The organism is Variovorax sp. J22G73, from assembly GCF_030317035.1.
Taxonomy (GTDB): Bacteria; Pseudomonadota; Gammaproteobacteria; order Burkholderiales; family Burkholderiaceae_C; genus Variovorax.
Genome location: NZ_JASZYK010000001.1, coordinates 399,652 through 421,978, shown reverse-complemented (window position 1 = coordinate 421,978; position 22,327 = coordinate 399,652). Strand labels below are relative to the sequence as shown.

The following is a 22,327-nucleotide window of genomic DNA, read 5'->3' as shown; positions in this document are numbered from 1 at the left end:
TCAGTAGCCCGCGGCCACGCCGTCGCGGCGCGGGTCGCTCGCGGCCACGTAGCCTTCCACCGAAGGCTCGCCCGCGCGCCAGATGAACTGGCCCGCGCCGAAGTCCTGGTACGAATCGTTGATCACTTCCAGGTGGTGGCCCAGGTCGCGCAGGCCTTGCAGCGCCGCCGGGTTCATCGCGGCCTCGACGTTGATCTCCAGGCCCGCGTTGAAGCGCCAGCGCGGCGCGTCGCAGGCGGCCTGCGGGTTCTGCTTGTAGTCGAGCATGCGCACCAACGTCTGCATGTGGCCCTGCGGCTGCATGTTGCCGCCCATCACGCCGAAGCTCATCACCGGCTGGCCGTCCTTGGTGAGGAAGGCCGGAATGATGGTGTGGAACGGGCGCTTGCCAGGTGCCACCACGTTCGGGCTCTCGGCCTTCAGGCTGAAGCCGTGGCCGCGGTTCTGCAGGCTGATGCCGAACTCGGGCTCCACGCAGCCCGAGCCGAAGCCCATGAAGTTGCTCTGGATGAAGCTCACCATCATGCCGCTCTCGTCCGCGGCCGTGAGGTAGATGGTGCCGCCCTTCACCGGGTTGCCGGCCTTGAAGTCCTGCGCCTTCTTCACATCGATGAGGCGTGCGCGCGAGGCCAGGTAGGCGTCGTCGAGCATCTGCTCGGTCGTCACTTCCATGGTGCCGCGCTCCGACACGTAGCGGTACACGTCGGCAAAGGCCAGCTTCATGGCTTCGATCTGCAGATGCTGCGACTGCACCGAGTCGACCGGCAGCGAGGCGATGTCGAACTTCTCGAGGATGCCCAGCGCGATCAGCGCCGCGATGCCCTGGCCGTTGGGAGGAATCTCGTGCAGCGTGTGGCCGCGGTAGTCGCGCGAAATCGGCTTGACCCACTCGGGCTGGTAGGCGGCCAGGTCGGCCACGGTGAGCGCGCCGCCCTGCTCGGCCGAGAACCTGGCCAGCGCCTCGGCGATCTCGCCGTTGTAGTAGGCCTCGCCCTTGGTGCGGGCAATGGCCTTGAGCGCGCGTGCAGCTGCGGTGAAGCGGAACAGCTCGCCCACCTCGGGCGCGCGGCCCCAGGGCAGGAAGGTCTGCGCAAAACCCGGCTGCGACTGCAGCACCGGTGTGGCCGCGGCCCACTTGCCCTGCACCACCGGCGGCACCAGGTAGCCGCGTTCGGCGATGTCGATGGCCGGTGCCAGCAGGTCGGCGAACGGCAGCTTGCCGAAGCGATCGCTCATGGCCACCCAGCCGCGCACCGCGCCCGGCACCGTGACCGAGTCGATGCCGCGCATGGGCGGCGTGGTGGCGTCGGCGCCGTACTTGGCCTTGAAGTACTCGGGCGTCCAGGCCTTGGGCGCCGGGCCCGAGGCGTTCAGGCCGTGCAGTTCCTTGCCGTCCCACAGAATGCAGAAGGCATCGCTGCCCAGGCCGTTGCTCACCGGTTCCACCAGCGTCATGACCGCGGCCGTGGCGATTGCCGCGTCCACCGCATTGCCGCCCTGCTGCAGGATGCGCAGCCCGGCCTGCGAGGCCAGCGGGTGCGAGGTCGACACCACGTTGCGCGCGAAGATCGGAATGCGGGTGGAGAGGTAGGGGTTGTTGAAGTCGAAGTTCATGTCGGCGTGCTCTTGCTTATTCGTTGGTGATCTTGCGGTCGACCACGATCTTTTTCCACTTGGCGGCGTCGACCGACACCATCTTCGCGAACTGGTCGGGCGTGCCCGGCGTCGCGGGCTCGATGCCCAGGCGCGCGAGCTTCTCCTTCACCTCGGGGTCGGCCAGCGCTTCGTTGGCGGCCTTGTTGACCTTGGCGACGATGTCCGCCGGCAGGTTCTTCGGGCCGTAGAAGCCGAACCAGGTGTTCGACTCGTAGCCCGGCAGCGTGTCGGCGATGGGCGGCAGCTCGGGCGCGAGCGGGCTGCGCTTGAGCGAGGTGACGCCGAGCGCGCGCAGGCGCCCGTCGCGCACGTGCGGCATGCCGGTGGGCAGCGAGTCGAACAGCACGTCGACCTTGCCGCTGATCAGGTCGGGAATGGCCAGCGCCGTGCCCTTGTACGGAATGTGCGTGACGAACACGCCGGCCTGCGCCTTGAACAGCTCCGCCGTCAGCTGCACGATGGTGCCGTTGCCGCTGGAGGCGTAGTTGAGCTTGCCGGGGTTCTTCTTGGCGTAGTCGATCCACTCGCGCACGGTCTTGGCCGGCGAATTGACCGGCACCAGCATGATGCTGGCCGCGTCGCCCACGTGGGCGATGGGCGTGAAGTCGCGCACCGTGTCATAGGGCAGCTTGCTGATGGCCGGGCCGATGGAATGCGTGCTGGTGGTGGCCAGCAGGATGGTGTAGCCGTCGGGCGCGGCCTTGGCGGCCTGGTCGGAGCCGATGGCGCCGCCGGCGCCGGGCTTGTTGTCGACCACCAGCGTGGTGCCCAGCTTCTCGCCCATCTTCTGGCCCAGCGTGCGGGCGAAGAGGTCGGTGGCGCCCGCCGCCGGAAACGGCACGATCAGGCGAATGGGCTTGTTCGGGTAGCCCTGGGCCAGGCTGGCGGACGACGCTGCCACGCCAAGCGCAAGGGCGAGCACCTGGAGGAACTGGTTTCTTTTCATGTGCAGGATTCTGAGCGTCTGAGGGGAAAAACGGATGCTATTCAGCACCGGCGCATCAAGCCAGATAATTCAGCTTATTCAACTATCAATGCCGCTTATGTCAAAGCCCGCCACGGAAGCCATCTCGCTGCAGCAGTTGCGCGCCCTGGCGGCGGTGGCCGAAACCGGCAGCTTCACGCTCGCGGCAGAGGCCCTGCAGCTCACCCAGCCGGCCATCAGCCACCTCATCAAGCGCATGGAGGAAGAACTGGCGCAGCCGCTGGTGGTGCGCGGGCGCCGCATCCGCATGACGAATGCGGGCGAGATGATGGTCGACACGGCGGTGCGCGCGCTGCGGCTCATCGATGAATCGGTGGGCGCCTGCCGGTCGCAGTCGCAGCTGCGCGAAGGCCGCGTGGTGCTCGCGGTGGGCCACCTGACGGCGGGCGCCCTGCTGCCGCCGTTGCTGGGCCGCTTTTCGCAGCAGCATCCGACGCTGGCGACCACGCTGCTCGACAGCACGGCCGAGCAGATGATTTCACGCGTGCTGTCGCAGGAGGCCGACCTGGGCTTCGGCTCGGACATCGGCCAGAAGCATTCGGAACTGGCGACCGAGCCCTTGTTCTCGGAGCGCATGGCCTTGTTCGTGCGCGACGACCATCCGTTGGCGCAGCGCGTGGTGGTCGACGCCCGGCACCTGGAGTCGCTTCCCTTCATCCACGTGAACCCCGACGCCAACGTATGGCGCGCGGTGAGCCGCCAGCTGTCGAGCACGGCCAATGTGTACCCGCAGGTGGTGCACCATGTGTCGATGCTCTCGACGGCGTTCGGCCTGATCCAGGCGGGTGCGGGCGTGGCGTTGTTGCCGCGCTATGTGGAGGTGCTGATGCCGGCCAACCTGCGCGCGGTGGCGGTCACGCGCCCGATACTGGAATACCCCGTGGTCGCCGTGCGGCTGGCCAAGCATCCGCTGAGCCCGGCGGCGCTGGCCTTCCTGGCCATGGCGCGGCAACACATGAAGCCGCCTCGCTCGAGCAAGTCTTAGTTTTTGGGTTTTTTCCAGGACTGTTGTTCAGGGCGCGATCACGCCGACGCGGTACCCCTTTCCTCGAATGTCCCCCGGGGCTTCGCCCCTCCTCCTTTATTTCTCGGAAAGGGGTACCGCGCCGTCGTGATCGTTGTTCGCATCGGTCGTCGATCAGCGGTTCACCAGGAGCGTGCCCAAGTGAACAGGGCGTCGGGTGCTTCCCGCAGCGAAATAAAGGAGGAGCCCGAAGGGCGGAGGACATTCGCGGAGGGAAGTACCCGACGGCCTGTTCACACGCCCTGAACAACAGCGACAACAACAAACAAAAACGGCGCCCGAGGGCGCCGTTTTTCAAGCGTAAGAAACCCGAAGGATCACTCCTCGACAAACGCCTCTTCGCGCTTCGACTTCACCGCAGGCAAGAGCACGATGATCAGCAGCAATGCAGCCGCGGCCAACAGGCTCGCCGAGATCGGACGCGTCACGAACACGCTCCAGTCGCCACGCGACAGCAGCAGCGAGCGGCGCAGGTTCTCTTCCATCATCGGGCCCAGGATGAAGCCCAGCAGCAAGGGCGCGGGTTCGCATCCCAGCTTGAAGAAGGTGTAGCCCACCAGGCCGAAGATGCCCACCATCCAGATGTCGAAGGTGTTGTTGTTGGTCGAGTACACGCCAATCGCGCAGAACAGCACGATCGCCGGGAACAGGTACTTGTACGGCACCGACAGCAGCTTGATCCACATGCCGATCAGCGGCAGGTTCAGGATGATCAGCATCGCGTTGCCGATCCACATCGAGGCGATCAGGCCCCAGAACAGTTCCGGGTTGCTGGTCATCACCTGCGGGCCGGGCTGGATGTTGTGGATCGTCATCGCGCCCACCATCAGCGCCATCACCGCGTTGGGCGGAATGCCCAGCGTCAGCAGCGGGATGAAGGAGGTTTGCGCACCGGCGTTGTTGGCCGACTCAGGTGCCGCCACGCCGCGGATGTTGCCCTTGCCGAAGGGCACTTCGCCCGGCTTCAGCTTGGTCTTCTTCTCGATCGTGTAGGCCGCGAAAGCCGCCAGCAGCGCGCCGCCGCCGGGCAGGATGCCCAGGGCCGAACCCAGTGCCGTGCCGCGCAAGACCGCAGGCACCATGCGCTTGAAGTCTTCCTTGGTCGGGAACAGGCCGGACACCTTGGCGGTGAACACTTCGCGCTCGTCGTCCGGACGCGAGAGGTTGGCAATGATTTCGCCGTAGCCGAACACGCCCATGGCGATGGCCACGAAGCCGATGCCGTCGGTCAGCTCAGGGATGTCGAAGCTGTAGCGAGCGACACCCGAGTTCACGTCGGTACCGACCAGGCCCATCAGCAGGCCCAGCACGATCATCGCGATGGCCTTGAGCAGCGAGCCCGAAGCCAGCACCACGGCGCCGATCAGGCCCAGGATCATCAGCGAGAAGTATTCGGCGGGGCCGAACTTGAAGGCCAGCTCGGTCAGCGGCGGCGCGAAGGCAGCCAGGATGAGCGTGCCCACGCAACCGGCAAAGAACGAGCCCAGGCCGGCGGCAGCCAGCGCGGGACCCGCACGGCCCTTGCGTGCCATCTGGTAGCCGTCGATCACGGTCACCACCGACGAAGACTCGCCAGGCAGGTTGACCAGGATGGCGGTGGTGGAGCCGCCGTACTGGGCGCCGTAGTAGATGCCGGCCAGCATGATCAGCGCCGACACGGGTGGCAGCGCGTACGTGGCGGGCAGCAGCATCGCGATGGTCGCGACCGGGCCGATGCCCGGGAGCACGCCAATCAGCGTGCCCAGGATGCAGCCGACCAGGCAGTACAGCAGGTTGGTGAAGGTAAAGGCAACGCCAAAACCCATCGAGAGGTGTTCAACCAATTCCATGATGTGAGCAGCTTTCTTCTCAGCCGGTGATGAAGGTCGGCCAGACCTGGATCTGGAGCTTCAGCGCCCAGATGAATGCAACGTAGCTGCCCACGGCCAGGACGGTCGCGAGGGCAATGACCTTCTTCAGGTCGAACTCGTTGCCCGCGAGGCTCGAGATGATCACCAGCGCGTAGATGGCGATGATCATTCCCATGGCCGGTACACCCAGGCTCGGCAGGCCGCCGAGCAGGACGCCGAACGCAAGGTTGGCACCCAGGATGAACACGACCTGCTTCCAGGCCCACTTGCCGATTTTTTCGCCGTCGGTCGTTTCAACGGTCAAGCCGGTAAACATGATCCCGAGGCCGATGACGGCCATCAGGATGCCGAGCATCAACGGGAAATAACCCGGACCCATTCGGGCACCCGAGCCCACCGTGTAGGTGGTGGCGCCCCATGCGAACGCCACACCGACCACGGTGAACATCAGACCCGAGAAAAAGTCTTTCTGACTTTTGATCTTCACGAACAGTCTCCTCGAACAATTTCGATGCGGGATTGTCCGGTCAGCATCCGGTCAGGTTGATGTGGATTCCACTAACGAAAGGCCTAGGGATAACCCGAAATACCTCAGCCCCGCGCGGCCGCGCGAAGCGCCGCCGATGTCAGGTCATCTGTCAGGTCATTCGAGCGGCGGGGTCGCGCTCAGCACCTCTTCGATGGTCGTCACACCCTCGGCCACGCGCAGCGCGCCGGCCAGCCGCAGCGGCCGCATGCCGTCGATCACGGCCTGCCTGCGCAGCCCCGACAGGTTGGGCTCCTTGGTCACCTGGTTCTTGAACGGCTCGCTGATGCTCAGCAGCTCGTACAGCCCCATGCGGCCCATGAAGCCGGTCATGCGGCAATCGACGCAGCCCACCGGTTTGTAGGCACGCACCGAACCCGTGATCTGCCAGGGCTTGACGATGGTTTCCAGCTTCTCGCGCGTGATGGTGTCGTCGGGCTGCTTGCAGCTGGGGCACAGCGTGCGCACCAGCCGCTGCGCGAGCACGCCCAGCATCACCGCGTTGACCAGGTACGAAGGCACGCCCAGCTCCATCAGCCGGGTGATCGCGCTGGGCGCGTCGTTGGTGTGCAGCGTGCTGAACACCAGGTGGCCCGTGAGCGCAGCCTGCACCGCCATCTCGGCCGTGGCCAGGTCGCGGATTTCGCCGACCATGATGATGTCCGGGTCCTGCCGCATCAGCGCGCGCAGGCCCTCGGTGAAGCCGAAGTCCAGCTGCGGCTGCACCTGCGTCTGGTTGAACGCGGGCTCGATCATTTCGATCGGGTCTTCCACCGTGCTCACGTTCACCTCTTCGGTCGCCACGCGCTTCAGCGTGGAGTACAGCGTGGTGGTCTTGCCCGAGCCCGTGGGCCCGGTCACCAGGATGATGCCGTTGGGCCGCGTCACCAGCTGTTCCCAGCGCTGCGCGTCGTGCTGCGCGAAGCCGAGCGCGTCGAGGTCTTTCACCGCGGTGTCAGGGTCGAAGATCCGCATCACCATCTTCTCGCCGAAGGCGGTGGGCAGGGTCGACAGCCGCATTTCGACTTCGTCGCCGCGCATGTTGCGCGTCTTGATGCGGCCGTCGAGCGGGCGGCGCTTTTCCACCACGTCCATGCGGCCCAGCAGCTTGATGCGCGCCACCATTGCGTTCATCACGCCCATGGGCATCTGGTACGCCGGATGCAGGATGCCGTCGATGCGAAAGCGCACCACGCCCTGCTCGCGGCGCGGCTCCAGGTGGATGTCGCTCGCGCGCTGGTCGAAGGCGTACTGCCACAGCCAGTCGACCACCTGCACCACGCTCTGGTCGTTGGCGTCGAGCAGCTTGTTGCTCTTGCCCAGCTCCACCAGCTGCTCGAAGCTCGCGCCGCCGGTGTTGCCGCCGGCCTTCTGCGCCGCGCGCACCGACTTCGCCAGCGCGAAGAACTCCGCCGTGTAGCGCTGGATGTCGGCCGGGTTGGCCACCACGCGGCGCACCGCGCGCTTCGCCTGGCGCTCCACCTCGGAGATCCAGTCGGTGAGAAAGGGCTCGGCCGTGGCCACCACCACCTCGTGCGCCAGCACCTGCACCGGCAGCACCTTGTGGCGCTCGGCATAGCCCGCGCTCATGGTGTCGGCGACCTTGCCCACGTCGACCTTCAGCGGGTCGATGCGCAGGTAAGCAAGGCCGGCGCGGCCCGCCAGCCATTGCGTGAGCATCTCGAGGTCGAGCGGCTTGCCGTCGCTTTCCCGGGTCATGGCCACGTTGGCCAGCCGCACCAGCGGGGCCTGCCGGCTTTCGGCCTGGGCGCAGCGCGCCATGGTGCGCTTGGCCTCGGCGGGGGAGATCACGCCGTCGGTGGCGAGCCACTCGATCAGGCGGCGCAGTTCGAGCGGGCCTTCATGGCGCGGCGTGGCGGAGGTGACCGACGTGGAGATGGAAGCAGCAGGAACAGCGCTCATGAACCGGAAAGAATTAAGAAAAGCGGGGCTCGACCGCCACCACGGCACAGGGGTGCGCGCGCAGGCGGGCGAGGCCCAGCGAGTCTGGATGGTTTGCACGCGCTCGGCAAGCCCGCCGGGTGTCATTCGACCCGCTTTGCCGCCGGAACCGGGTCGGCCGTGACACGCCCGCCACAGGTGGCGCGCCGTGCTTTCTCATGCACGACAAGCACTTAGCGCTCGCGCGCATCGCAACGCGGCGTGGCACAGCGATTGCACCCTTGGCAGGGATGCGCACCGGCCCACCCGGTGCAACCGCCAGTCCACACGAGCGAAGGGAACGCTATGGTCCAGGTGACATACCCCGGCGTCTACATCCAGGAGCGCGCCAGCGGCGTGCACACCGTCACGGGGGTCGCGACCTCCATCGCCGCCTTCGTGGGCTACACCCGCAAGGGCACGCCCGACACGGCCGTGGCGATCACGAGCTTCTCGGACTTCGAGCGCGGCTACGGCGGGCTCGACCACGACAGCCCGCTGTCGTATGCCGTGCGGCAGTTCTATGCCAACGGCGGCAGCCAGGCGCTCGTCGTGCGCGTGGCCAGCGGCTTTGCCACCGCGGCCTTCGTGCTGAACGACGACACGCCCGCCCCCGTGCTCGACGTGAGCGCAGCAAGCCCAGGCAGCTGGGCCAACAGCCTGCGCATCGCCGTCGACCGCACCGCCGTGCGCAACCCCGACGCCGAGTTCAACCTCGTGGTGCAGCAGCTCGGCAGCGACGGCGTGACCCTGCAGACGCTGGAAACCCACCGCAACCTCAACCTCGATTCGAACTCGCCGCAGTACGCGGTGTCGGTGGTCAACGGGGCCTCGGCCGCCATCACCCTCGCGCGGCGGGCGCTGGTGTTCGCCAACGCCGGCTTCGCTGTGGGCACCGACAGCTCGACGCTGGCCTGGCCCATCAACCCGGCGCAGCGCACCATCGCCGGCGTGCTCGACGGCACCACGCCCTTCACGCTGGCCGTGGGCGCCGGCCCCTTCGCCGACCTGGCCGCCGTCATCACCGCCGTCACCGCCGCCATCACGGCCGCGGGCGTGGTCGGGCTCACCGCCTCGGAAACCGGCGCCGACGGCACAGCCGGCACCGACCACCTGAGGCTGGCCTCGGCCACCGCGGGCGAGTCGTCGGGCGTGAGCATCGGCGGCGGTGCCTTCGGCGGGCTGGCCGCGCTGCTCGGGCTGGGCCTGGCCAACGGCGGGCGCGAGTTCACCGGCAGCGCCGAGCACCGCCCCGCCGTGGTGGCCGCGCCGCTGCCCGCGCCGTCCACGCCGGGCGTCGACGGCGTGCGCGCCGGCGCGGTCGAGCTGGTCGGCAGCCCGCTCGCCAAGACAGGCATGCAGGCGCTGCTGGACACGGACCTGTTCAACCTGCTGGTCATTCCCGAAACCTTCGACATGACCGACGCGCAGGCCGCGGCCGTCATCGCCTCGGCGGCCGACCTGTGCGAGAGCCGGCGCGCCTTTTACATCCTGGACGCACCCTCGGGCAAGACGCTGTCCAACATCGCCGCCTGGGCCAACGGCGTCACGCAGACGCGCAATGCCGCCGTGTACTTTCCGCCGGTGCGCATCGTCGACCCGCTGGACGGCCTGCGCCCGCGCGCCATGCCGCCCTCGGGCACGCTGGCTGGCGTGTACGCGCGCACCGACGCCACGCGCGGCGTGTGGAAGGCGCCGGCCGGCACCGACGCCACGCTGAACGGCGTGATCGACCTCGGCCTGCCCATCAGCGACCTGGAAAACGGCAACCTCAACCCGCACGGCATCAACGTGCTGCGCAGCTTTCCGGCGTACGGCCGCGTCGTGTGGGGCGCGCGCACCACGCGCGGCTCCGACGCGCAGGCCGACGACTACAAGTACGTGCCCATCCGCCGCCTGGCCCTGTTCCTGGAAGAAAGCCTGTACCGCGGCACGCAGTGGGTGGTGTTCGAGCCCAACGACGAGCCGCTGTGGGCGCAGATACGGCTGAACCTGGGCGTGTTCATGAACGGCCTGTTCCGCCAGGGGGCCTTCCAGGGCTCGACCCCGCAGGAGGCCTACTTCGTGAAGTGCGACAAGGAGACCACCACGCAGGCCGACCGCAACCTCGGCATCGTGAACATCGAGGTCGGCTTCGCGCCGCTGAAGCCGGCGGAGTTCGTGGTCATCACGATCCAGCAAATGGTCGGCGACCTGTCCTGACCCCATAGAAGGGAGCTGCACATGCCCAAGGGTTTCATCGTCAACGCGCACCGCGTCGACCCCTACAAGAACTTCAAGTTCCAGCTCATGTGGGACGGCCGCGTGGTGCTGGGCATCAGCAAGGTGGGCGCGCTCAAGCGCACCACCGACGTCGTCAAGCACCGCGAGGGCGGCGACAACAGCACCGACCGCAAGTCGCCCGGGCGCACCACCTACGACGCCATCACGCTGGAGCGCGGCATTACGCACGACCTGGAGTTCGAGAAGTGGGCCAACCTGGTCCACCCCATCACCGACGCGGGCATGGACCTGAAGAACTTCCGCAAGGACGTGGTGCTGCTGATGAACAACGAGCGCGGCCAGACCGTGAAGCGCTACAAGATCTACCGCGCCTGGGTCAGCGAGTACACCGCCGTGCCCGACCTCGACTCGAACGCCAACGCCATCGCCATCGAGCACCTGAAGCTGGAAACCGAGGGCTGGGAGCGCGACATCGATTCGCCCGAGCCCGACGAGACCGGCGCGGTGCCGCAACCGGCGGGCTGAGCTTGCCCGCCACCGCCCATGGACGCCACGCCATGCCGACACCGTCGATCACGCTGCGGGCGTTCGGCCGTGCCGAAGACCTGGACATTCCCCTGGACATCGCGCTGGACGCCTCGCTGGACACCACCGCGCGGGCCGACCGCCCGGCGCTGGTGACGCAGCTGCTCGAGCGCTGCGACGACCGGGGCCGTGCTGGCGACCGCGAGGCCTTCTGGTGGTCGCGCCCGGTCGGCATGCGCATCGGCGCGCTGCTGCGGCTGGTGGCGCTGACCGAAGCCACCGACAGCCTGGGCGTGGTGCTGCGCTGCGTGCAGCCCGACTGCGGCGAGCGCTTCGAGATCGAGCTACCGCTGGGCGAACTGGCGGCACGTGCGCCAGACGCCCCGGAGGCACCGGACTCACCGGGCTCATCGAACTCGACCACCAGCAACGTGCCGCTGCGCCTCGCGCTGCCCGGCGGCCGCTCGGCCAGCCTGCGCCTGCCGACCGGCAACGACCTGCGCGACTGGGCCACGCTGCCGCACGCCGGCTCCGCGGACGCCATCGCCGCCGTCATCGCCTCGCTGCGCATCGACGGCGACCTGCAACCGGGCGACGCCGCCGCGCTGGCCGAGGGCATTGCCGCGCACGACCCGCTGGTGGCCTTCAGCGTGGCCAGCACCTGCCCGGCTTGCGGCGCGGAAGACGAGCTGCCGGTCGACCTCGAAGGCCTGGCGCTGCAGAAGCTCGCGCAACACCAGCAACGGCTGGTGATGGACGTGCACCGGCTGGCCTCGCGCTACGGCTGGACCGAACAGCAGGCGCTGGCCGTGCCGCCGCGGCGCCGCGAGCGCTACCTCGCGCTGATCGACAACGACGCCGGGGACGCGCTGCCATGAGCACCCCCTACTTCGGCGCGTTGCTGCGGGCGGCAGGCTGGCAGGCAGGCGTTGCCGCGCCACCGCGCGCGAATGCCTCGCACGGTGCGGACCTGACGGAGATCGATGCGGAGCGCGAGGTGCGAGCGCCCGCGTCGCCCGCGTCGCGCAGCCCGGTTGCGCAGCCGCAGCAGCCAGTGTCGCCATCGCCATCCAGCAGGGCGATCGCACACGCCGAGCCAGAAGCCGAAGCGCCGCGAACACGCGCCGCCGCTGCTGCTAAAGCCCTGCCCAAACAGCGCGATGCCCAACCCGCCGCACCCGAGGCGCATGCCGTCGCTCCACCACCTTTGCACGCCGCCGTGCAGGCCGCGGTGTCCTGGGTCGCATCGGACCCGCAGGGCCGCGCCGATGTCTCTGCTGCCCAGATGCTGATAGCCGAAAGCACGGTCGTGCAAACGCAGGCCGACATCAGCGAGATAGAAGAAGAGACGCAGGAAGCGCAAGGCATCGATCCCGACATGCCGATGCAAAGCGACATCGACGACGAAGGCATGCCCTATCCCTCGTCCCCCGCCCTCGTTCACCGCCGCGCGCCAGCGCCCCGCGCGGAACGGCACATGCGCGCATCACCTGCCGCCGCGCCGCGCGAGGAAGCCATCGAAATCACCATCGGCGCCATCCACCTGCACGTCGAGGCGCCGCAGGCCACCGGCGTCGTGCCCGCAGCCGCACCGGCCCCACCGCCCGCAGCCCCTTCGCTGCGCTCCCCTGCCCCGCGCTCGGCGCTCTCGCGCCGCGCCCTCTACCGGCTCTGACGCGCCATGGCACTCGTCGACTCCGGCAGGGCCATCGGCGCGGTCACGCGGCTGCTGCAAGACCACCTGATCCGGCGCGGCTTCGACGTGAGCATCGGCAAGCCCGAGGACGCGGCCGGCAACAACGCCAACGCCAAGCTCAACCTCTTTCTCTACGAGACCGGCTTCGACCCGCACCTGCGCAACCACTCGCTGCACAGCGGCCAGCCCGCGCCGCTGTGGCTGGTGCTCAAGTACCTGCTGACCGCCTTCGACCGCGGCGAGGACAGCGACAGCGCCGACGCGCACGAGCTGCTCGGGCGCGGCCTGGGCGCGCTGCACGAGCTGAACTTCCTGGCGCTCGATGCCGCCGTCGCGCCCGCCGTGGCGCAGGCGCTGGAGAACAACCCCGAGCCGCTCAAGCTCAGCTTCGACGACTCGGGCGTGGAGCTGCTGTCGAAGATCATGCAGGGCACCGACGAGCGCTACCGCCTGTCGGTCGCGTTCGAGATGCGCCCCGTGATGATCGTGCCCGGCACCGACCCGGCCTCCTCGCTGCTGGTGGGTGTCGACTACGAGACCACGCCGAATACCGTCATCGGCGGCGAGGGCGTGCAGGTCGACGTGCAGCCCACGCTCGGCCCCACGCTGGAGCGCGTCGAGCCCGAGGCCTTCGAGGCCGGCGACACCCTCACCCTGTTCGGCGACGACCTGAACGGCGGCGACCTCGAGGCCGTGCTCGACGGCGTGGTGCTCACCGTCACCGGGCGCCGGCCCGATCGCCTGCAGGTGAAGGCCGAGGGCTCGCCCGCCGTCACGCCGGTGGCCGACGGCACCGTCATCTCGGCCGGCGAGCACCCGCTGACCGTGCGGCGGCGCATCTCGCCCACGCGCACGCGCTCCAGCAACCTCGTGGCCGCGCGGCTGCTGCCCACGTTGACCGGCGCGGCCATGGCCGGCGGCGACCTCACGCTCAGCGGCAACCTGCTGGGCACCGACGCCGACGACGTGATCGTCGCGCTGCTGCGCAACGGCGTGGCGGTGCGGCAGTTCGACACCGTCGTCGCCTCCGGCGCGCCCGCCGTGCCGCCCTGGCAGCAGACCCTGACCGTGCCCGGCGTGGCCGCCGCCGTCGGCGCGGGCGTGTACCGCGTGGTGCTGCGCGTGAACGGCCAGCAGGCGCGCTCCAGCCCGGACGTGACGGTGCCGTGATGACCACCCACACACCGCTGCAACGCCACGCCGAGGCCGTGGCCTTCCTGCCCGGCGCGCGCGGCGAAGACAGGCTCGCTCAGCACTGGCTGCGGCAGGTCACGCTGCGGCTGCGGCGCGAGGTGTGCTGGCTGTGGCGCGAGCGCGCGGCGCAGGGCATGGCGAACAACGAGGTGCACGCCGACGGCCTGCTGCCGCCTTTTGCCGACCGCGCGCTGGGCTCGCTCGACCTGCTGCGCTATGCCGACGACAAGCGCCGCTTCTTCGCCGAAGACGCCACGGCGCGCCACCTGGGCGAGCTGATCGACGCACCACCGCCGTCGGTGCCATCACCGGCACCATCGATGGCCAGCGGCGCGCCGCGCGGCTCCTTCGCCTGGCTGGCGCAGGCCCTGGCGCTGAGCCCGCTCGACCGCTTCGTGCTCGCGATGGCGCTGCTGCCGGCCATCGACAGCGCCGCCGCCCCGGTGATCGCCACCTGCCTGAGCGACCCCGCCCGCACCGAGCCCACGCTCGCGCTCGCGCAGCGCCTGTGGGACGAGCCCGACGCGCTGCTGCGCAGCTTCGACGCGGCGCACCCGTTGCTGCGCCATGGCGTGCTGTCGGCCGACGGCGCCGGCTGGCATGCGCCGCTGTCGGTCGCGGCACCGGTCGCGCGCGAGCTGCTGTTCGCAGGCCGCGAGGCGCCGTCTTCGCTGCACCGCGTGCAACCCGGCAGCGGCGTCACCGCGCCGCACGGCCTGTTCGCGACAGGCACGCACGCGCACATGCGCGTCGTTCCGCTGGTCGGCCCGGTGGGCGCCCCGTTGGCGGAAGTCGCAGCGGCGGCTTGCGCCCCCGCCCATGTGCAGCTCGTGCAGCCCAGCCCCGCGCTCACGCGCGAGCACCTGCCGGCCTTTCTTGTCACCGCCTGGCTGCGCGGTTGCGCGGTGTACCTGCCGGTCGAGCTGCTCGCGGACGGTTGCGCACACGACGCGAATGTCGAACCCCCGCCCTTGCCCGCGTTGCCGCTCACCGTCTTCGTCGGCCTGCACGATCGCGAGCCGCTGCGCGGCCTGGGCCCGAACGCGATGCCGCCGACGGAAATACCGCCGATGACGCACGCCGAGCGCCTGGCCTGCTGGCGCGACGCGTTGCCCGGCGTGCACGATGCGAACCTGCTGGCCGAGATGGCGCGGCGCTTTCGCTACGAGCGCGAAGCCATCCGCCGCATCGGCGCCGACCTTGCTGCCGCGGGCGGGGTGCCCACCATGTCCACCATGTCCACCGTGCCCACCACCCCCACCGCCCACGCCGTGTACGAAGCCGCCCGCGCCGACCTCGACCTGGGCGCGCTCGCGCAGCCGGTCGCGCCACGCTTCAGGCTCGACGAACTCATGCTGCCCGCCGAGCAGACCCGCCAACTGCAAGAGATCATCACCGCCATGCGCAACCTCACGCGCGTGCACTACGAGTGGGGCACGGCCCGCGCGTGGAACGAAGGCGGCCTGGCGGCCTTGTTCGCCGGCCCGCCCGGCACCGGCAAGACGATGGCGGCCGAGGCCATCGCCCACGAGCTCGCCCTGCCGATGTACCGCATCGACCTGTCGCAGGTGGTCAACAAGTACATCGGCGAGACAGAAAAGAACCTGCGCCGCCTGTTCGACGCGGCCGATGCCGCCGACGTGATCCTGTTCTTCGACGAGGCCGATGCCCTCTTCGGCAAGCGCACCGAGGTAAAGGACGCGCACGACCGCTACGCCAACCTCGAGGTCAGCTACCTGCTGGAACGCATGGAACGTTTCAAAGGGCTGGCCATCCTGGCCACCAACCGCAAGAAGGACCTGGACGAAGCCTTCCTGCGCCGCCTGCGTTTCGTGCTCGAACTGCCGTTGCCCGGCCCCGCGGAGCGCCTGCGCATCTGGCAAGGCGCCATGCCACCGGATGTGGACGCGAGCGCGCTCGACCTGCCCTTTCTCGCCCAGAACTTCGCATTGGCCGGCGGCCACATCCGCGGCATCGTGTTCCAGGCATGCCTTCAAAGCGCGAGCGAAGGCGCTCCGCGTTCGTTGGGCATGCCGGCCGTCATCCGCGCCGTGCACCGCGAGTACGCGAAGCTGGAGCGGGCGCACAGCCTGGACCAGTTCGGACCTTATGCGTCGCTTGTTGCTGCGCCCAGGAACGCGTCATGAACTCTTGTTCTTTTACTTGTCGCGTTGGGTTTGGACTTTGCTGTTCAGGGCGCGATCACGCCGACGCGGTGCACCGGCAGCGTGCCCAGGTGAACAGGGCGTCGGGTGCTTCCCGCAGCGAAATAAAGGAGGAGCGAAGCGGGGGACATTCGCGGAGGGAAACACCCGGCGGCCTGTTCACACGCCCCGAACAACAGCCGGAGGAAACAACATGACCAAGCGCATCGTCATCGACCGCCTCGACCTGAACTTGCGCGGCATCGACCAGGCCACGGCACACGCGGCGGCCAGGCTTCTGGGCCCTGCCCTGTCACGAGCACTGCAACAGAGAAATTTCACGGCACGCGCCATCGACACCCTCGACGCAGGCCACATCGACACACCCGCCTCGCCGCAACCCGCCGAGCTGGCCACTCGCATCGCGCGGCAGATCGCGCGACACACCAGCACCCCACGCACTCCGCACACCCCGCAGAACAACACCCGGAAGCACACGCCATGACCATGCTGCGCGGCGCCCTCATCGAATACGGCACCGACCTGATCGGGCCGATTCCGAACGTCGTCATCTTCCAGTACAACCCCGAGTCGCTCTCGCGCGTGCTGCAGATACCGCCGCGCCCCACCGGCGCCACCCAGCGCGAAACCACCCAGGCCGGCGAGCACACCTTCGAGAAGATCAGCTTCAAGGCCCACTTCAGCGCCGCCAACCTGCTGGCCGACGACAAGACGCTCGCGCGCACCTTCGGCATCGGGCCGCAGCTCAGCGCGCTCGAGAAGATGGTGCTGCCCAGCAGCAAGCTCGCGGGCTTGGTGGGCGCGGCCATCGACGCCATCGGCAGTGCCATCTCGGGCGGTGGTGCAACACCCGCGGCGCAGCCCATTCCGCGCGAGAAATACCCGCGCATTCTTTTCATCTGGGGCCTCACGCGCGTGCTGCCCGTGACCATCGACAGCATGACCATCGGCGAGCTGGAGTACGACGCCGTGCTCAACCCGCTGCGCGCCGAAGTCGACATCTCGCTCAGCGTGATCGCCGTAGATGGCTGCTCCGACGACGTGCTCGCCAAGGGCGCGCTGGAGTTCACCACCCTGGCCAAGGAAGCACAGGCCATCGCCAACCTGGCCAACACCGTCGACCAGGTGGCCGACCTCATTCCGCTGTGAAAAAAGAGAAGGAGCCTTCATGTTCCTCGCCAACTCCCGCTACGCCAACGTCGCCACCGTCGAAACCGTTGCGTCCACCGGCGAGCGCGTGACCGCGCTGCGCCTGCGCAAGCTCACGCCCGTCACGGGTGACACGCAGACCGTGCAGGCGCACGACCGGCTCGACCTGTTCGCGCAGGCCAACCAGGGCGATGCCACCCAGTTCTGGCACGTGGCCGACGCCAACACCGCGCTCGACGGGCGCACCCTGGTCGACGTTCCGGGCGACACGCTGGCCGTGCCGAAAAGCTGATGGCCGACATGCGCTTTCGCCTCTGGTTCGGTGACCGCGCCGCGAGCGCGGACGAACTCGCGCGCGTGGAGCAGATCGAGGTCACGCAGGAGATGGACGCCTTCTGGGAAGCGCATGTGCGCATGGCGCTGTGCCTGGACGCCAACGGCACCTGGCAGCACTGGCCGGGCGACACGGCCACGCCCTTTTCGCGCGTGCGCATCGAGCTCGACCTGGGCAGCGGGCGCTTCGTGCCGCTGATCGACGGGCCGCTGGCCAGCGTCGACGCGGGCCTCGACGCGCAACCGGGCCGCAGCACCGCGACCATGGTGGTGCGCGACGACAGCGCCTTCCTCGACCGCGACGAAGAGGCCGAGAGGCCTTTCGAGAACAAGAGCGACAGCGAGGTGGCGCGAATCCTGTTCGAGCGCTTCTCGCAGGTCATCGGCGAAACGCGCATTCCCGCGACGCAGGGCACGCCCGCCACCACCACCCGGCGCGGCACGGTGCTGACCTTTCTGCGCCGCCTGGCGCGGCTGAACGGCCGGCACGCCTATGTGCTGCCCGCCGAGCAGCAAGGCGGCAAGAGCATCGGCTGCTTCCTGCCCGACCCCGGCGCCGCGGACGGCGCGCCCGACCTGCCCGCGCTGGTGATGATCGGCATCGAGCGCAACCTGGCCGACGCCGAGATCACCGAAGACCCGCGCGGCCCCGAGCGCACCCGCTCGCGCGTGCTGCGCGTGAACGACCAGGGCGTGACCACCTTCGAGACCAGCGCGCAAGACCTCGGCCTGATGCGCGACCTGCCCGCCACGCCCGCCGACCTGACGCCGCGGCGCCTGCTGCACCCCGCCGACAACCACCGCGAAGACCCGAGCGCCGCGGTGAGCGGCCAGGCCCGCCGGCGCGGCTACGTGTACCACCTGCGCAGCCGCGTGGTGCCGGGCTGCTACGGCGCGGTGCTCAAGCCCTACAAGAAGGTGCGCGTCGACGCAGGCGCCACGCCGTACAGCGGCGACTACCTCATCACCCGCGTGGTGCACCGCATCACGCCATCGCTCTACACCCAGGAGTTCGAAGCGCAGACCGACTCGACCAGCACGGTGCCCGGTGCCGCCGTGGCGGAGGCACTGGGCGGTGGGCTAGGCGTTTCGGTCTCCGCCAGCGTGGGAATCTTCTGACCATGATCGACCTTGCCGAACTCACCCTGGAGCGCGTTGTCGAGCGTATCGGTTCCACCTACTACGGCAAGTACCGCGGCCTGGTGAGCGATGTGTCCGACCCCGAGAACCGGTGCCGCATCAAGGCCACGCTGCCGGGCCTGCTCGACGGCGAGGAGTGCGGCTGGGCCATGCCGGTGCTGCCCTTCGCGGGCGACGGCCACGGCATGGTCATGCTGCCGGCCGTGGGCTCGGGCGTGTGGATCGAGTTCGAGGCCGGCAACCTCGACCTGCCGCTGTGGTCGGGCTGCTGGTTCGCCGACGGGCAGCGGCCCGACCCGCAGGGCGAGAAGGTGCGCGTGATCGTCTCGGAGAACGGCCACAGGATCGTGCTCGACGACGAGAGCGACGAGGTGAAGATCGTGCACAGCGGCGGCGCGGAAATCGTGCTGAGCGGCGACGGCATCGCGTTGAGCTTTCAGGCCTGCAAGCTGGAGATCAGCGGCACGAACATCTCGCTGAACAACGGGTTGATCAAGGTCGGCCTGGCGGGCGTGAGCCTTGTGAACGGCGCGATGGCGTTCGGGGTGCCGCCATGATCCCGCTGCTCACCACGGCCAGCACGGTGATGTGTCCGCACGCGGGCATGGCGCAGCTCTTCACCACCAACACCGAGGCGGTGATCGACGGTGCGCCGGCGCTGCTCGAAACCGATGTGCACCCCGTGGTCGGCTGCACGTTCTTCTCGGGCCCCAACCCGATGCCGTGCCTGCTCATCCGCTGGACCTGCGGCGCGGTGCAGACCAAGCTGCACGGCGTCGGTTTTCTCCTGCAGTCGAGCGTCGGTGTTTGCTACAACGCGCTGCAGGCACCGCAAGGCGTCGCGATCGTGGTGCAGACGCAGACGCGGGCGACGGGGGTCTGAGATGAACATCCGTTCTTCTGCTTGCCGCCGTCGTGGTCGTTGGGCGCAGCGGTCGTCGATCGCGGTTCACCCACAACGTGCCCAGGTGAACAGCAACACAAAAGGGAGTCCCTGACATGGCCACCCTCCCCAACGGACGCCATCTCGCCTTTCCCTTCCGCATCGGCCGCGACGGTCGCACGGCCGCGCCGGTGTCCGATGCGGACCAGGTGCGCGACGAGCTTCTGCAGCTGCTGCTCACGGCCCCCGCGGAACGGCTTTTTCTTCCCGAATTCGGCGCCGGCCTGCGCAAGCTGGTGTTCGAGCCCGCGTCCGATGTGCTGCGCGGCGTGGTCAAGGCGCGCATCACGCAGGCGCTGTCGCGCTGGCTCGGGCAGCGGCTCACGGTGGAGCTGATCGAGGTCGACTGGGACGACGGGCTCGCCATGCTGTCGGTCACCATCAAGTACCGGCCTGCGGGCAGTCCCGATTCGCGGATCGTCAAGTTCCAGAGGGCCGGGTCATGAGCGAAGTCGTGTTCCAGGAACTGGTCGACGACCGCGCCGACGTGCTCGCAGGCAAGAACCTCAACGGCATGAAGCTGGTGCTGGTCGCGCTGCCGCCGGGTGCCGACCCCGACCACGCCGACCTGGACCTGCGCTTCTTCAACGAACTGCACGTGGCCGCGATCCTGGCCGAGATCACGGCCACGCCCGCGCGCGCGGGGCAGATCTTTCGCGTGCGGGGCGGCACGCGCGTGCCGGCGGGCGCGGCGGCCGGGCAGGTCAAGGTCACGGCGGTGGCGGGGGTGGACGCCACGCGGCTTTCGCTGCGCGTGGCACCGGTGGGCGACTACTCGACCTACACGCTCGAGCTGGTGTGGGACGGCAGCCGCATCGACCCCTTCTTTTCCGCCATCGGCTTCAAGTTCCGCCCCGGCTGCTTCACCAACGACTGCGCGCCGCCGCAAGACGGCCCGCCGTTGTCGCCCGGCCCGAAGATCGACTACCTGGCGCGCGACTACGACTCCTTCCGCCACACGCTCATGACCGCCATGGCCGAGCGCGTGCCGGGCTGGAAGAGCACCAGCGAGGCCGACCACGACCAGGTGCTGATCGACCTGTTCGCCGCCGCCGCCGACGAGCTGGCCGACTACCAGGACCGCGTGATGGCCGAGGCCTACCTGGCCACGGCGCGCAAGCGCGTGACACTGGCGCGGCAGGCGCGGCTCATGGACTACCACCTGCACGAGGGCAACCAGGCCAGCACCTGGCTGGCGCTCGAAGTGGTGGCCGGGCAGGCGCCGTTTCGCCTCGACGACCAGGACGTGCTGGTGTGGACCGGCGTGTCGCCCGCTGAAGACGACGCGGTGTTCTTCGCAAGCCGCGAGCGCTTCCTGCCGAGCGCGCAACGCCAGCGCTTCGACCCGCTGGTCAACCGGCTGCGCATGCACACCTGGCGCAACGCGCACCCTGCGTTGCGCGCGGGCAGCACCGTGGCCGACGTGGTGCCGCTGGTGCCCGGCGCGGGCCAGGCCGAGGCCGATGCGCTGCGCGACCTGGTGCGCGCGGGCGCGCTGCCGCAGCTGCTCATCGCCGAGCAGCTCAACCCGCTCACCGCGCTGCCGCCGGGGCGCAACCGCAACAAGCGCCAGCTGCTGCGGCTGCTGGCGGGCAACCACGCGGCGCAGACGCTGCACGACCCCGTCACCGACACCTGGCTGGTGCGCCTGCAGTGGCGCGAAGAAGACCGGCTGCGCTTCGACTACAGCTTCACCACCTTCTGCGCCGGCGTGCCGAAGGAAGACATCTCGCTGTTCTTCGGCAACCTGGTGCCGGTGCACGAAGGCCTGCCGATGGCGGTCGATTTCTTCGAGGCAGGCGCGGTGCTGCCCACCGACACACCCGACCACAAGCACCGCTACCACCAGCGGCTGGAGCGCCAGGGCGACCCGAACGACTGGGTGCTGGCCGCGCTGCCCGAAGGGCCGCTGGCGTACCTGCCCAAGCCGATGGACGGTGCCGTGGATGGCGCCGTGGATGGCGCCTTGGATGGCGAAGTACCCGCGCGCTCCACGCTGCAGGTCAGCGTGCTCACCGGCATCGAGACCCAGGCATGGAGCGAGACCGAGAGCCTGGTGCACAGCGACGACTCGGCCTCGTTCGGGCGCCGCTTCATGGTCGAGACCGACGAGCGGCAACGCAGCACGCTGCGCCTGGGCAACGGCATCAACGGCCAGCTGCTGCCCTTCGGCGCGGTGCTGCGCACGCAGTACCAGATCGGCGGCGGGCACCAGGGCAACGTCGGCGCCGACCAGCTGGTGAACGTCGCCAAGCTTTCCGGCGCGCTCGAAGGCGCCTTCACCGACGCCTGGAACCCTTTCGACGTGACCGACGGCCGCGACCCCGAGACACCCGAGCGCATCCGCCGCAACGCGCCCGAGGCCTACCGCGCGCGCCAGTTGCGCGCGGTGACGCTGGCCGACTACGTGCGCCGCGCCGAAGAGGTGCCGCGCGTGTCCCGCGCCGTGGCCCGCTACGCCTGGACCGGCAGCTGGCGGACCGTGCGCGTGGTGATCGACCCCGCCGGCAGCACCACGCTCGACGAGGCCCTGCGCGCCGACGTGGCCGCGCACCTGGAGGCCGTGCGCCTCATCGGCGAAGACCTGGAGCTGCGCCCGCCGCACTACATCCCCATCGAGCTGCGCATCGTGGTGTGCGCGCAGCCCGACCAGTGGGTCGAAGACCTGCGCTTCGTGCTGGAGCAGGCGTTCTCCGACGGCTACACCGCCGCCGGCCGGCCCGGCTTCTTCCACCCCGACGCCTGGACCTTCGGGCAGGACCTGCACCGCAGCGCCATCGAAGGGCGGGTGCACGGCGTGGCGGGCGTGGCGCACCTGGTGTCCATCGTGATGAAGCGCTTCGACGCGCCCACGCCGGGGCTGCCCGGCACCGAGGTGCTGGAGATGGGGTTCGACGAGGTGGTGCTGTGCGCCAACGACCCCGACCACCTCGAACGCGGCCTGGTGCGCATCGACGTGCAGGGCGGGAGGCAATAG

At 69.2% G+C, this 22,327-nt stretch carries 20 protein-coding genes; 15 read left to right on the top strand and 5 right to left on the bottom strand.

Annotated elements, in window-relative coordinates; all coding sequences use genetic code 11:
• Together QTI51_RS01860 and QTI51_RS01855 are read right to left on the bottom strand one after the other, a co-directional pair.
• Positions 1 to 1,614 carry a gamma-glutamyltransferase family protein gene (locus QTI51_RS01860; protein ID WP_116908422.1) on the bottom strand — a complete coding sequence of 538 codons (1,614 nt, stop codon included), beginning with the start codon at positions 1,612 to 1,614 and terminating at the stop codon, positions 1 to 3.
• 16 nt (positions 1,615 to 1,630) lie between these two features.
• Complete coding sequence (locus tag QTI51_RS01855; RefSeq protein ID WP_116908423.1) at positions 1,631 to 2,602, bottom strand: Bug family tripartite tricarboxylate transporter substrate binding protein; 972 nt, start codon at positions 2,600 to 2,602, stop codon at positions 1,631 to 1,633.
• Between the two features lie 97 nt (positions 2,603 to 2,699).
• Between QTI51_RS01855 and QTI51_RS01850 the strand changes: the two genes are divergently transcribed.
• The gene (locus QTI51_RS01850; protein WP_116908424.1) at positions 2,700 to 3,626 is read left to right on the top strand and encodes a LysR family transcriptional regulator; all 927 of its coding nucleotides are present in this window, start codon (positions 2,700 to 2,702) and stop codon (positions 3,624 to 3,626) included.
• A gap of 356 nt (positions 3,627 to 3,982) precedes the next feature.
• On the opposite strand, the gene QTI51_RS01845 is transcribed toward QTI51_RS01850, so the two are convergent.
• The 3 genes from QTI51_RS01845 to tfpB form a co-directional block, all read right to left on the bottom strand.
• The gene (locus tag QTI51_RS01845) at positions 3,983 to 5,494 is read right to left on the bottom strand and encodes a tripartite tricarboxylate transporter permease (protein WP_116908425.1); all 1,512 of its coding nucleotides are present in this window, start codon (positions 5,492 to 5,494) and stop codon (positions 3,983 to 3,985) included.
• Positions 5,495 to 5,513: 19 nt separating this feature from the next.
• Positions 5,514 to 6,002 (bottom strand): tripartite tricarboxylate transporter TctB family protein, encoded by a 489-nt coding sequence (locus QTI51_RS01840; RefSeq protein WP_116908426.1) that lies wholly within the window; start codon positions 6,000 to 6,002, stop codon positions 5,514 to 5,516.
• A 156-nt stretch (positions 6,003 to 6,158) separates the two neighbouring features.
• Positions 6,159 to 7,964 (bottom strand): type IV pilus assembly ATPase TfpB, encoded by a 1,806-nt coding sequence (gene tfpB / locus QTI51_RS01835; protein ID WP_116908427.1) that lies wholly within the window; start codon positions 7,962 to 7,964, stop codon positions 6,159 to 6,161.
• Positions 7,965 to 8,288: 324 nt separating this feature from the next.
• Between tfpB and QTI51_RS01830 the strand changes: the two genes are divergently transcribed.
• The 14 genes from QTI51_RS01830 (at position 8,289) to QTI51_RS01765 (ending at position 22,327) form a co-directional block, all read left to right on the top strand.
• Positions 8,289 to 10,184: a phage tail sheath family protein gene (locus QTI51_RS01830; RefSeq protein ID WP_116908428.1), complete on the top strand. Its 1,896-nt coding sequence runs from the start codon at positions 8,289 to 8,291 to the stop codon at positions 10,182 to 10,184.
• A 21-nt stretch (positions 10,185 to 10,205) separates the two neighbouring features.
• Complete coding sequence (locus QTI51_RS01825) at positions 10,206 to 10,730, top strand: phage tail protein (protein WP_093123620.1); 525 nt, start codon at positions 10,206 to 10,208, stop codon at positions 10,728 to 10,730.
• 32 nt (positions 10,731 to 10,762) lie between these two features.
• The gene (locus tag QTI51_RS01820; RefSeq protein ID WP_116908429.1) at positions 10,763 to 11,608 is read left to right on the top strand and encodes a hypothetical protein; all 846 of its coding nucleotides are present in this window, start codon (positions 10,763 to 10,765) and stop codon (positions 11,606 to 11,608) included.
• Positions 11,605 to 12,405, top strand: coding sequence for a hypothetical protein (locus QTI51_RS01815; protein WP_132748746.1), 801 nt, complete (start codon positions 11,605 to 11,607; stop codon positions 12,403 to 12,405). Before QTI51_RS01820 ends, QTI51_RS01815 begins: the two co-directional genes overlap by 4 nt.
• A gap of 6 nt (positions 12,406 to 12,411) precedes the next feature.
• Positions 12,412 to 13,596 carry a Pvc16 family protein gene (locus tag QTI51_RS01810; protein ID WP_116908431.1) on the top strand — a complete coding sequence of 395 codons (1,185 nt, stop codon included), beginning with the start codon at positions 12,412 to 12,414 and terminating at the stop codon, positions 13,594 to 13,596.
• Positions 13,596 to 15,767, top strand: a complete 2,172-nt coding sequence (locus tag QTI51_RS01805; RefSeq protein ID WP_116908432.1) for an ATP-binding protein — start codon at positions 13,596 to 13,598, stop codon at positions 15,765 to 15,767. The genes QTI51_RS01810 and QTI51_RS01805 overlap by 1 nt, the downstream gene beginning before the upstream one ends.
• A 211-nt stretch (positions 15,768 to 15,978) precedes the next feature.
• On the top strand, positions 15,979 to 16,269 hold the full coding sequence (locus QTI51_RS01800) for a hypothetical protein (RefSeq protein WP_116908433.1): 291 nt from the start codon (positions 15,979 to 15,981) through the stop codon (positions 16,267 to 16,269).
• A complete protein-coding gene (locus tag QTI51_RS01795; protein WP_116908434.1) occupies positions 16,266 to 16,934 on the top strand; it encodes a hypothetical protein in 669 nt (222 codons plus the stop codon). The genes QTI51_RS01800 and QTI51_RS01795 overlap by 4 nt, the downstream gene beginning before the upstream one ends.
• Positions 16,935 to 16,953: 19 nt before the next feature.
• On the top strand, positions 16,954 to 17,226 hold the full coding sequence (locus tag QTI51_RS01790; RefSeq protein WP_116908435.1) for a hypothetical protein: 273 nt from the start codon (positions 16,954 to 16,956) through the stop codon (positions 17,224 to 17,226).
• Positions 17,226 to 18,386, top strand: a complete 1,161-nt coding sequence (locus QTI51_RS01785; protein ID WP_116908436.1) for a hypothetical protein — start codon at positions 17,226 to 17,228, stop codon at positions 18,384 to 18,386. The genes QTI51_RS01790 and QTI51_RS01785 overlap by 1 nt, the downstream gene beginning before the upstream one ends.
• Before the next feature lie 2 nt (positions 18,387 to 18,388).
• Positions 18,389 to 18,964, top strand: coding sequence for a phage baseplate assembly protein V (locus QTI51_RS01780; RefSeq protein WP_116908437.1), 576 nt, complete (start codon positions 18,389 to 18,391; stop codon positions 18,962 to 18,964).
• Complete coding sequence (locus tag QTI51_RS01775; RefSeq protein ID WP_116908438.1) at positions 18,961 to 19,290, top strand: hypothetical protein; 330 nt, start codon at positions 18,961 to 18,963, stop codon at positions 19,288 to 19,290. Before QTI51_RS01780 ends, QTI51_RS01775 begins: the two co-directional genes overlap by 4 nt.
• Before the next feature lie 116 nt (positions 19,291 to 19,406).
• Positions 19,407 to 19,796, top strand: coding sequence for a GPW/gp25 family protein (locus QTI51_RS01770; protein WP_116908439.1), 390 nt, complete (start codon positions 19,407 to 19,409; stop codon positions 19,794 to 19,796).
• On the top strand, positions 19,793 to 22,327 hold the full coding sequence (locus tag QTI51_RS01765; protein WP_116908440.1) for a baseplate J/gp47 family protein: 2,535 nt from the start codon (positions 19,793 to 19,795) through the stop codon (positions 22,325 to 22,327). Before QTI51_RS01770 ends, QTI51_RS01765 begins: the two co-directional genes overlap by 4 nt.

Bases quoted from the DNA above. Each gene is read 5' to 3' on its own strand.
- QTI51_RS01860 (WP_116908422.1), bottom strand. From the start codon at position 1,614: ATGAACTTCGACTTCAACAACCCCTACCTCTCCACCCGCATTCCGATC.
- QTI51_RS01855 (WP_116908423.1), bottom strand. From the start codon at position 2,602: ATGAAAAGAAACCAGTTCCTCCAGGTGCTCGCCCTTGCGCTTGGCGTG.
- QTI51_RS01850 (WP_116908424.1), top strand. From the start codon at position 2,700: ATGTCAAAGCCCGCCACGGAAGCCATCTCGCTGCAGCAGTTGCGCGCC.
- QTI51_RS01845 (WP_116908425.1), bottom strand. From the start codon at position 5,494: ATGGAATTGGTTGAACACCTCTCGATGGGTTTTGGCGTTGCCTTTACC.
- tfpB (WP_116908427.1), bottom strand. From the start codon at position 7,964: ATGAGCGCTGTTCCTGCTGCTTCCATCTCCACGTCGGTCACCTCCGCC.
- QTI51_RS01830 (WP_116908428.1), top strand. From the start codon at position 8,289: ATGGTCCAGGTGACATACCCCGGCGTCTACATCCAGGAGCGCGCCAGC.
- QTI51_RS01825 (WP_093123620.1), top strand. From the start codon at position 10,206: ATGCCCAAGGGTTTCATCGTCAACGCGCACCGCGTCGACCCCTACAAG.
- QTI51_RS01820 (WP_116908429.1), top strand. From the start codon at position 10,763: ATGCCGACACCGTCGATCACGCTGCGGGCGTTCGGCCGTGCCGAAGAC.
- QTI51_RS01815 (WP_132748746.1), top strand. From the start codon at position 11,605: ATGAGCACCCCCTACTTCGGCGCGTTGCTGCGGGCGGCAGGCTGGCAG.
- QTI51_RS01810 (WP_116908431.1), top strand. From the start codon at position 12,412: ATGGCACTCGTCGACTCCGGCAGGGCCATCGGCGCGGTCACGCGGCTG.
- QTI51_RS01805 (WP_116908432.1), top strand. From the start codon at position 13,596: ATGACCACCCACACACCGCTGCAACGCCACGCCGAGGCCGTGGCCTTC.
- QTI51_RS01800 (WP_116908433.1), top strand. From the start codon at position 15,979: ATGACCAAGCGCATCGTCATCGACCGCCTCGACCTGAACTTGCGCGGC.
- QTI51_RS01795 (WP_116908434.1), top strand. From the start codon at position 16,266: ATGACCATGCTGCGCGGCGCCCTCATCGAATACGGCACCGACCTGATC.
- QTI51_RS01790 (WP_116908435.1), top strand. From the start codon at position 16,954: ATGTTCCTCGCCAACTCCCGCTACGCCAACGTCGCCACCGTCGAAACC.
- QTI51_RS01785 (WP_116908436.1), top strand. From the start codon at position 17,226: ATGGCCGACATGCGCTTTCGCCTCTGGTTCGGTGACCGCGCCGCGAGC.
- QTI51_RS01780 (WP_116908437.1), top strand. From the start codon at position 18,389: ATGATCGACCTTGCCGAACTCACCCTGGAGCGCGTTGTCGAGCGTATC.
- QTI51_RS01775 (WP_116908438.1), top strand. From the start codon at position 18,961: ATGATCCCGCTGCTCACCACGGCCAGCACGGTGATGTGTCCGCACGCG.
- QTI51_RS01770 (WP_116908439.1), top strand. From the start codon at position 19,407: ATGGCCACCCTCCCCAACGGACGCCATCTCGCCTTTCCCTTCCGCATC.
- QTI51_RS01765 (WP_116908440.1), top strand. From the start codon at position 19,793: ATGAGCGAAGTCGTGTTCCAGGAACTGGTCGACGACCGCGCCGACGTG.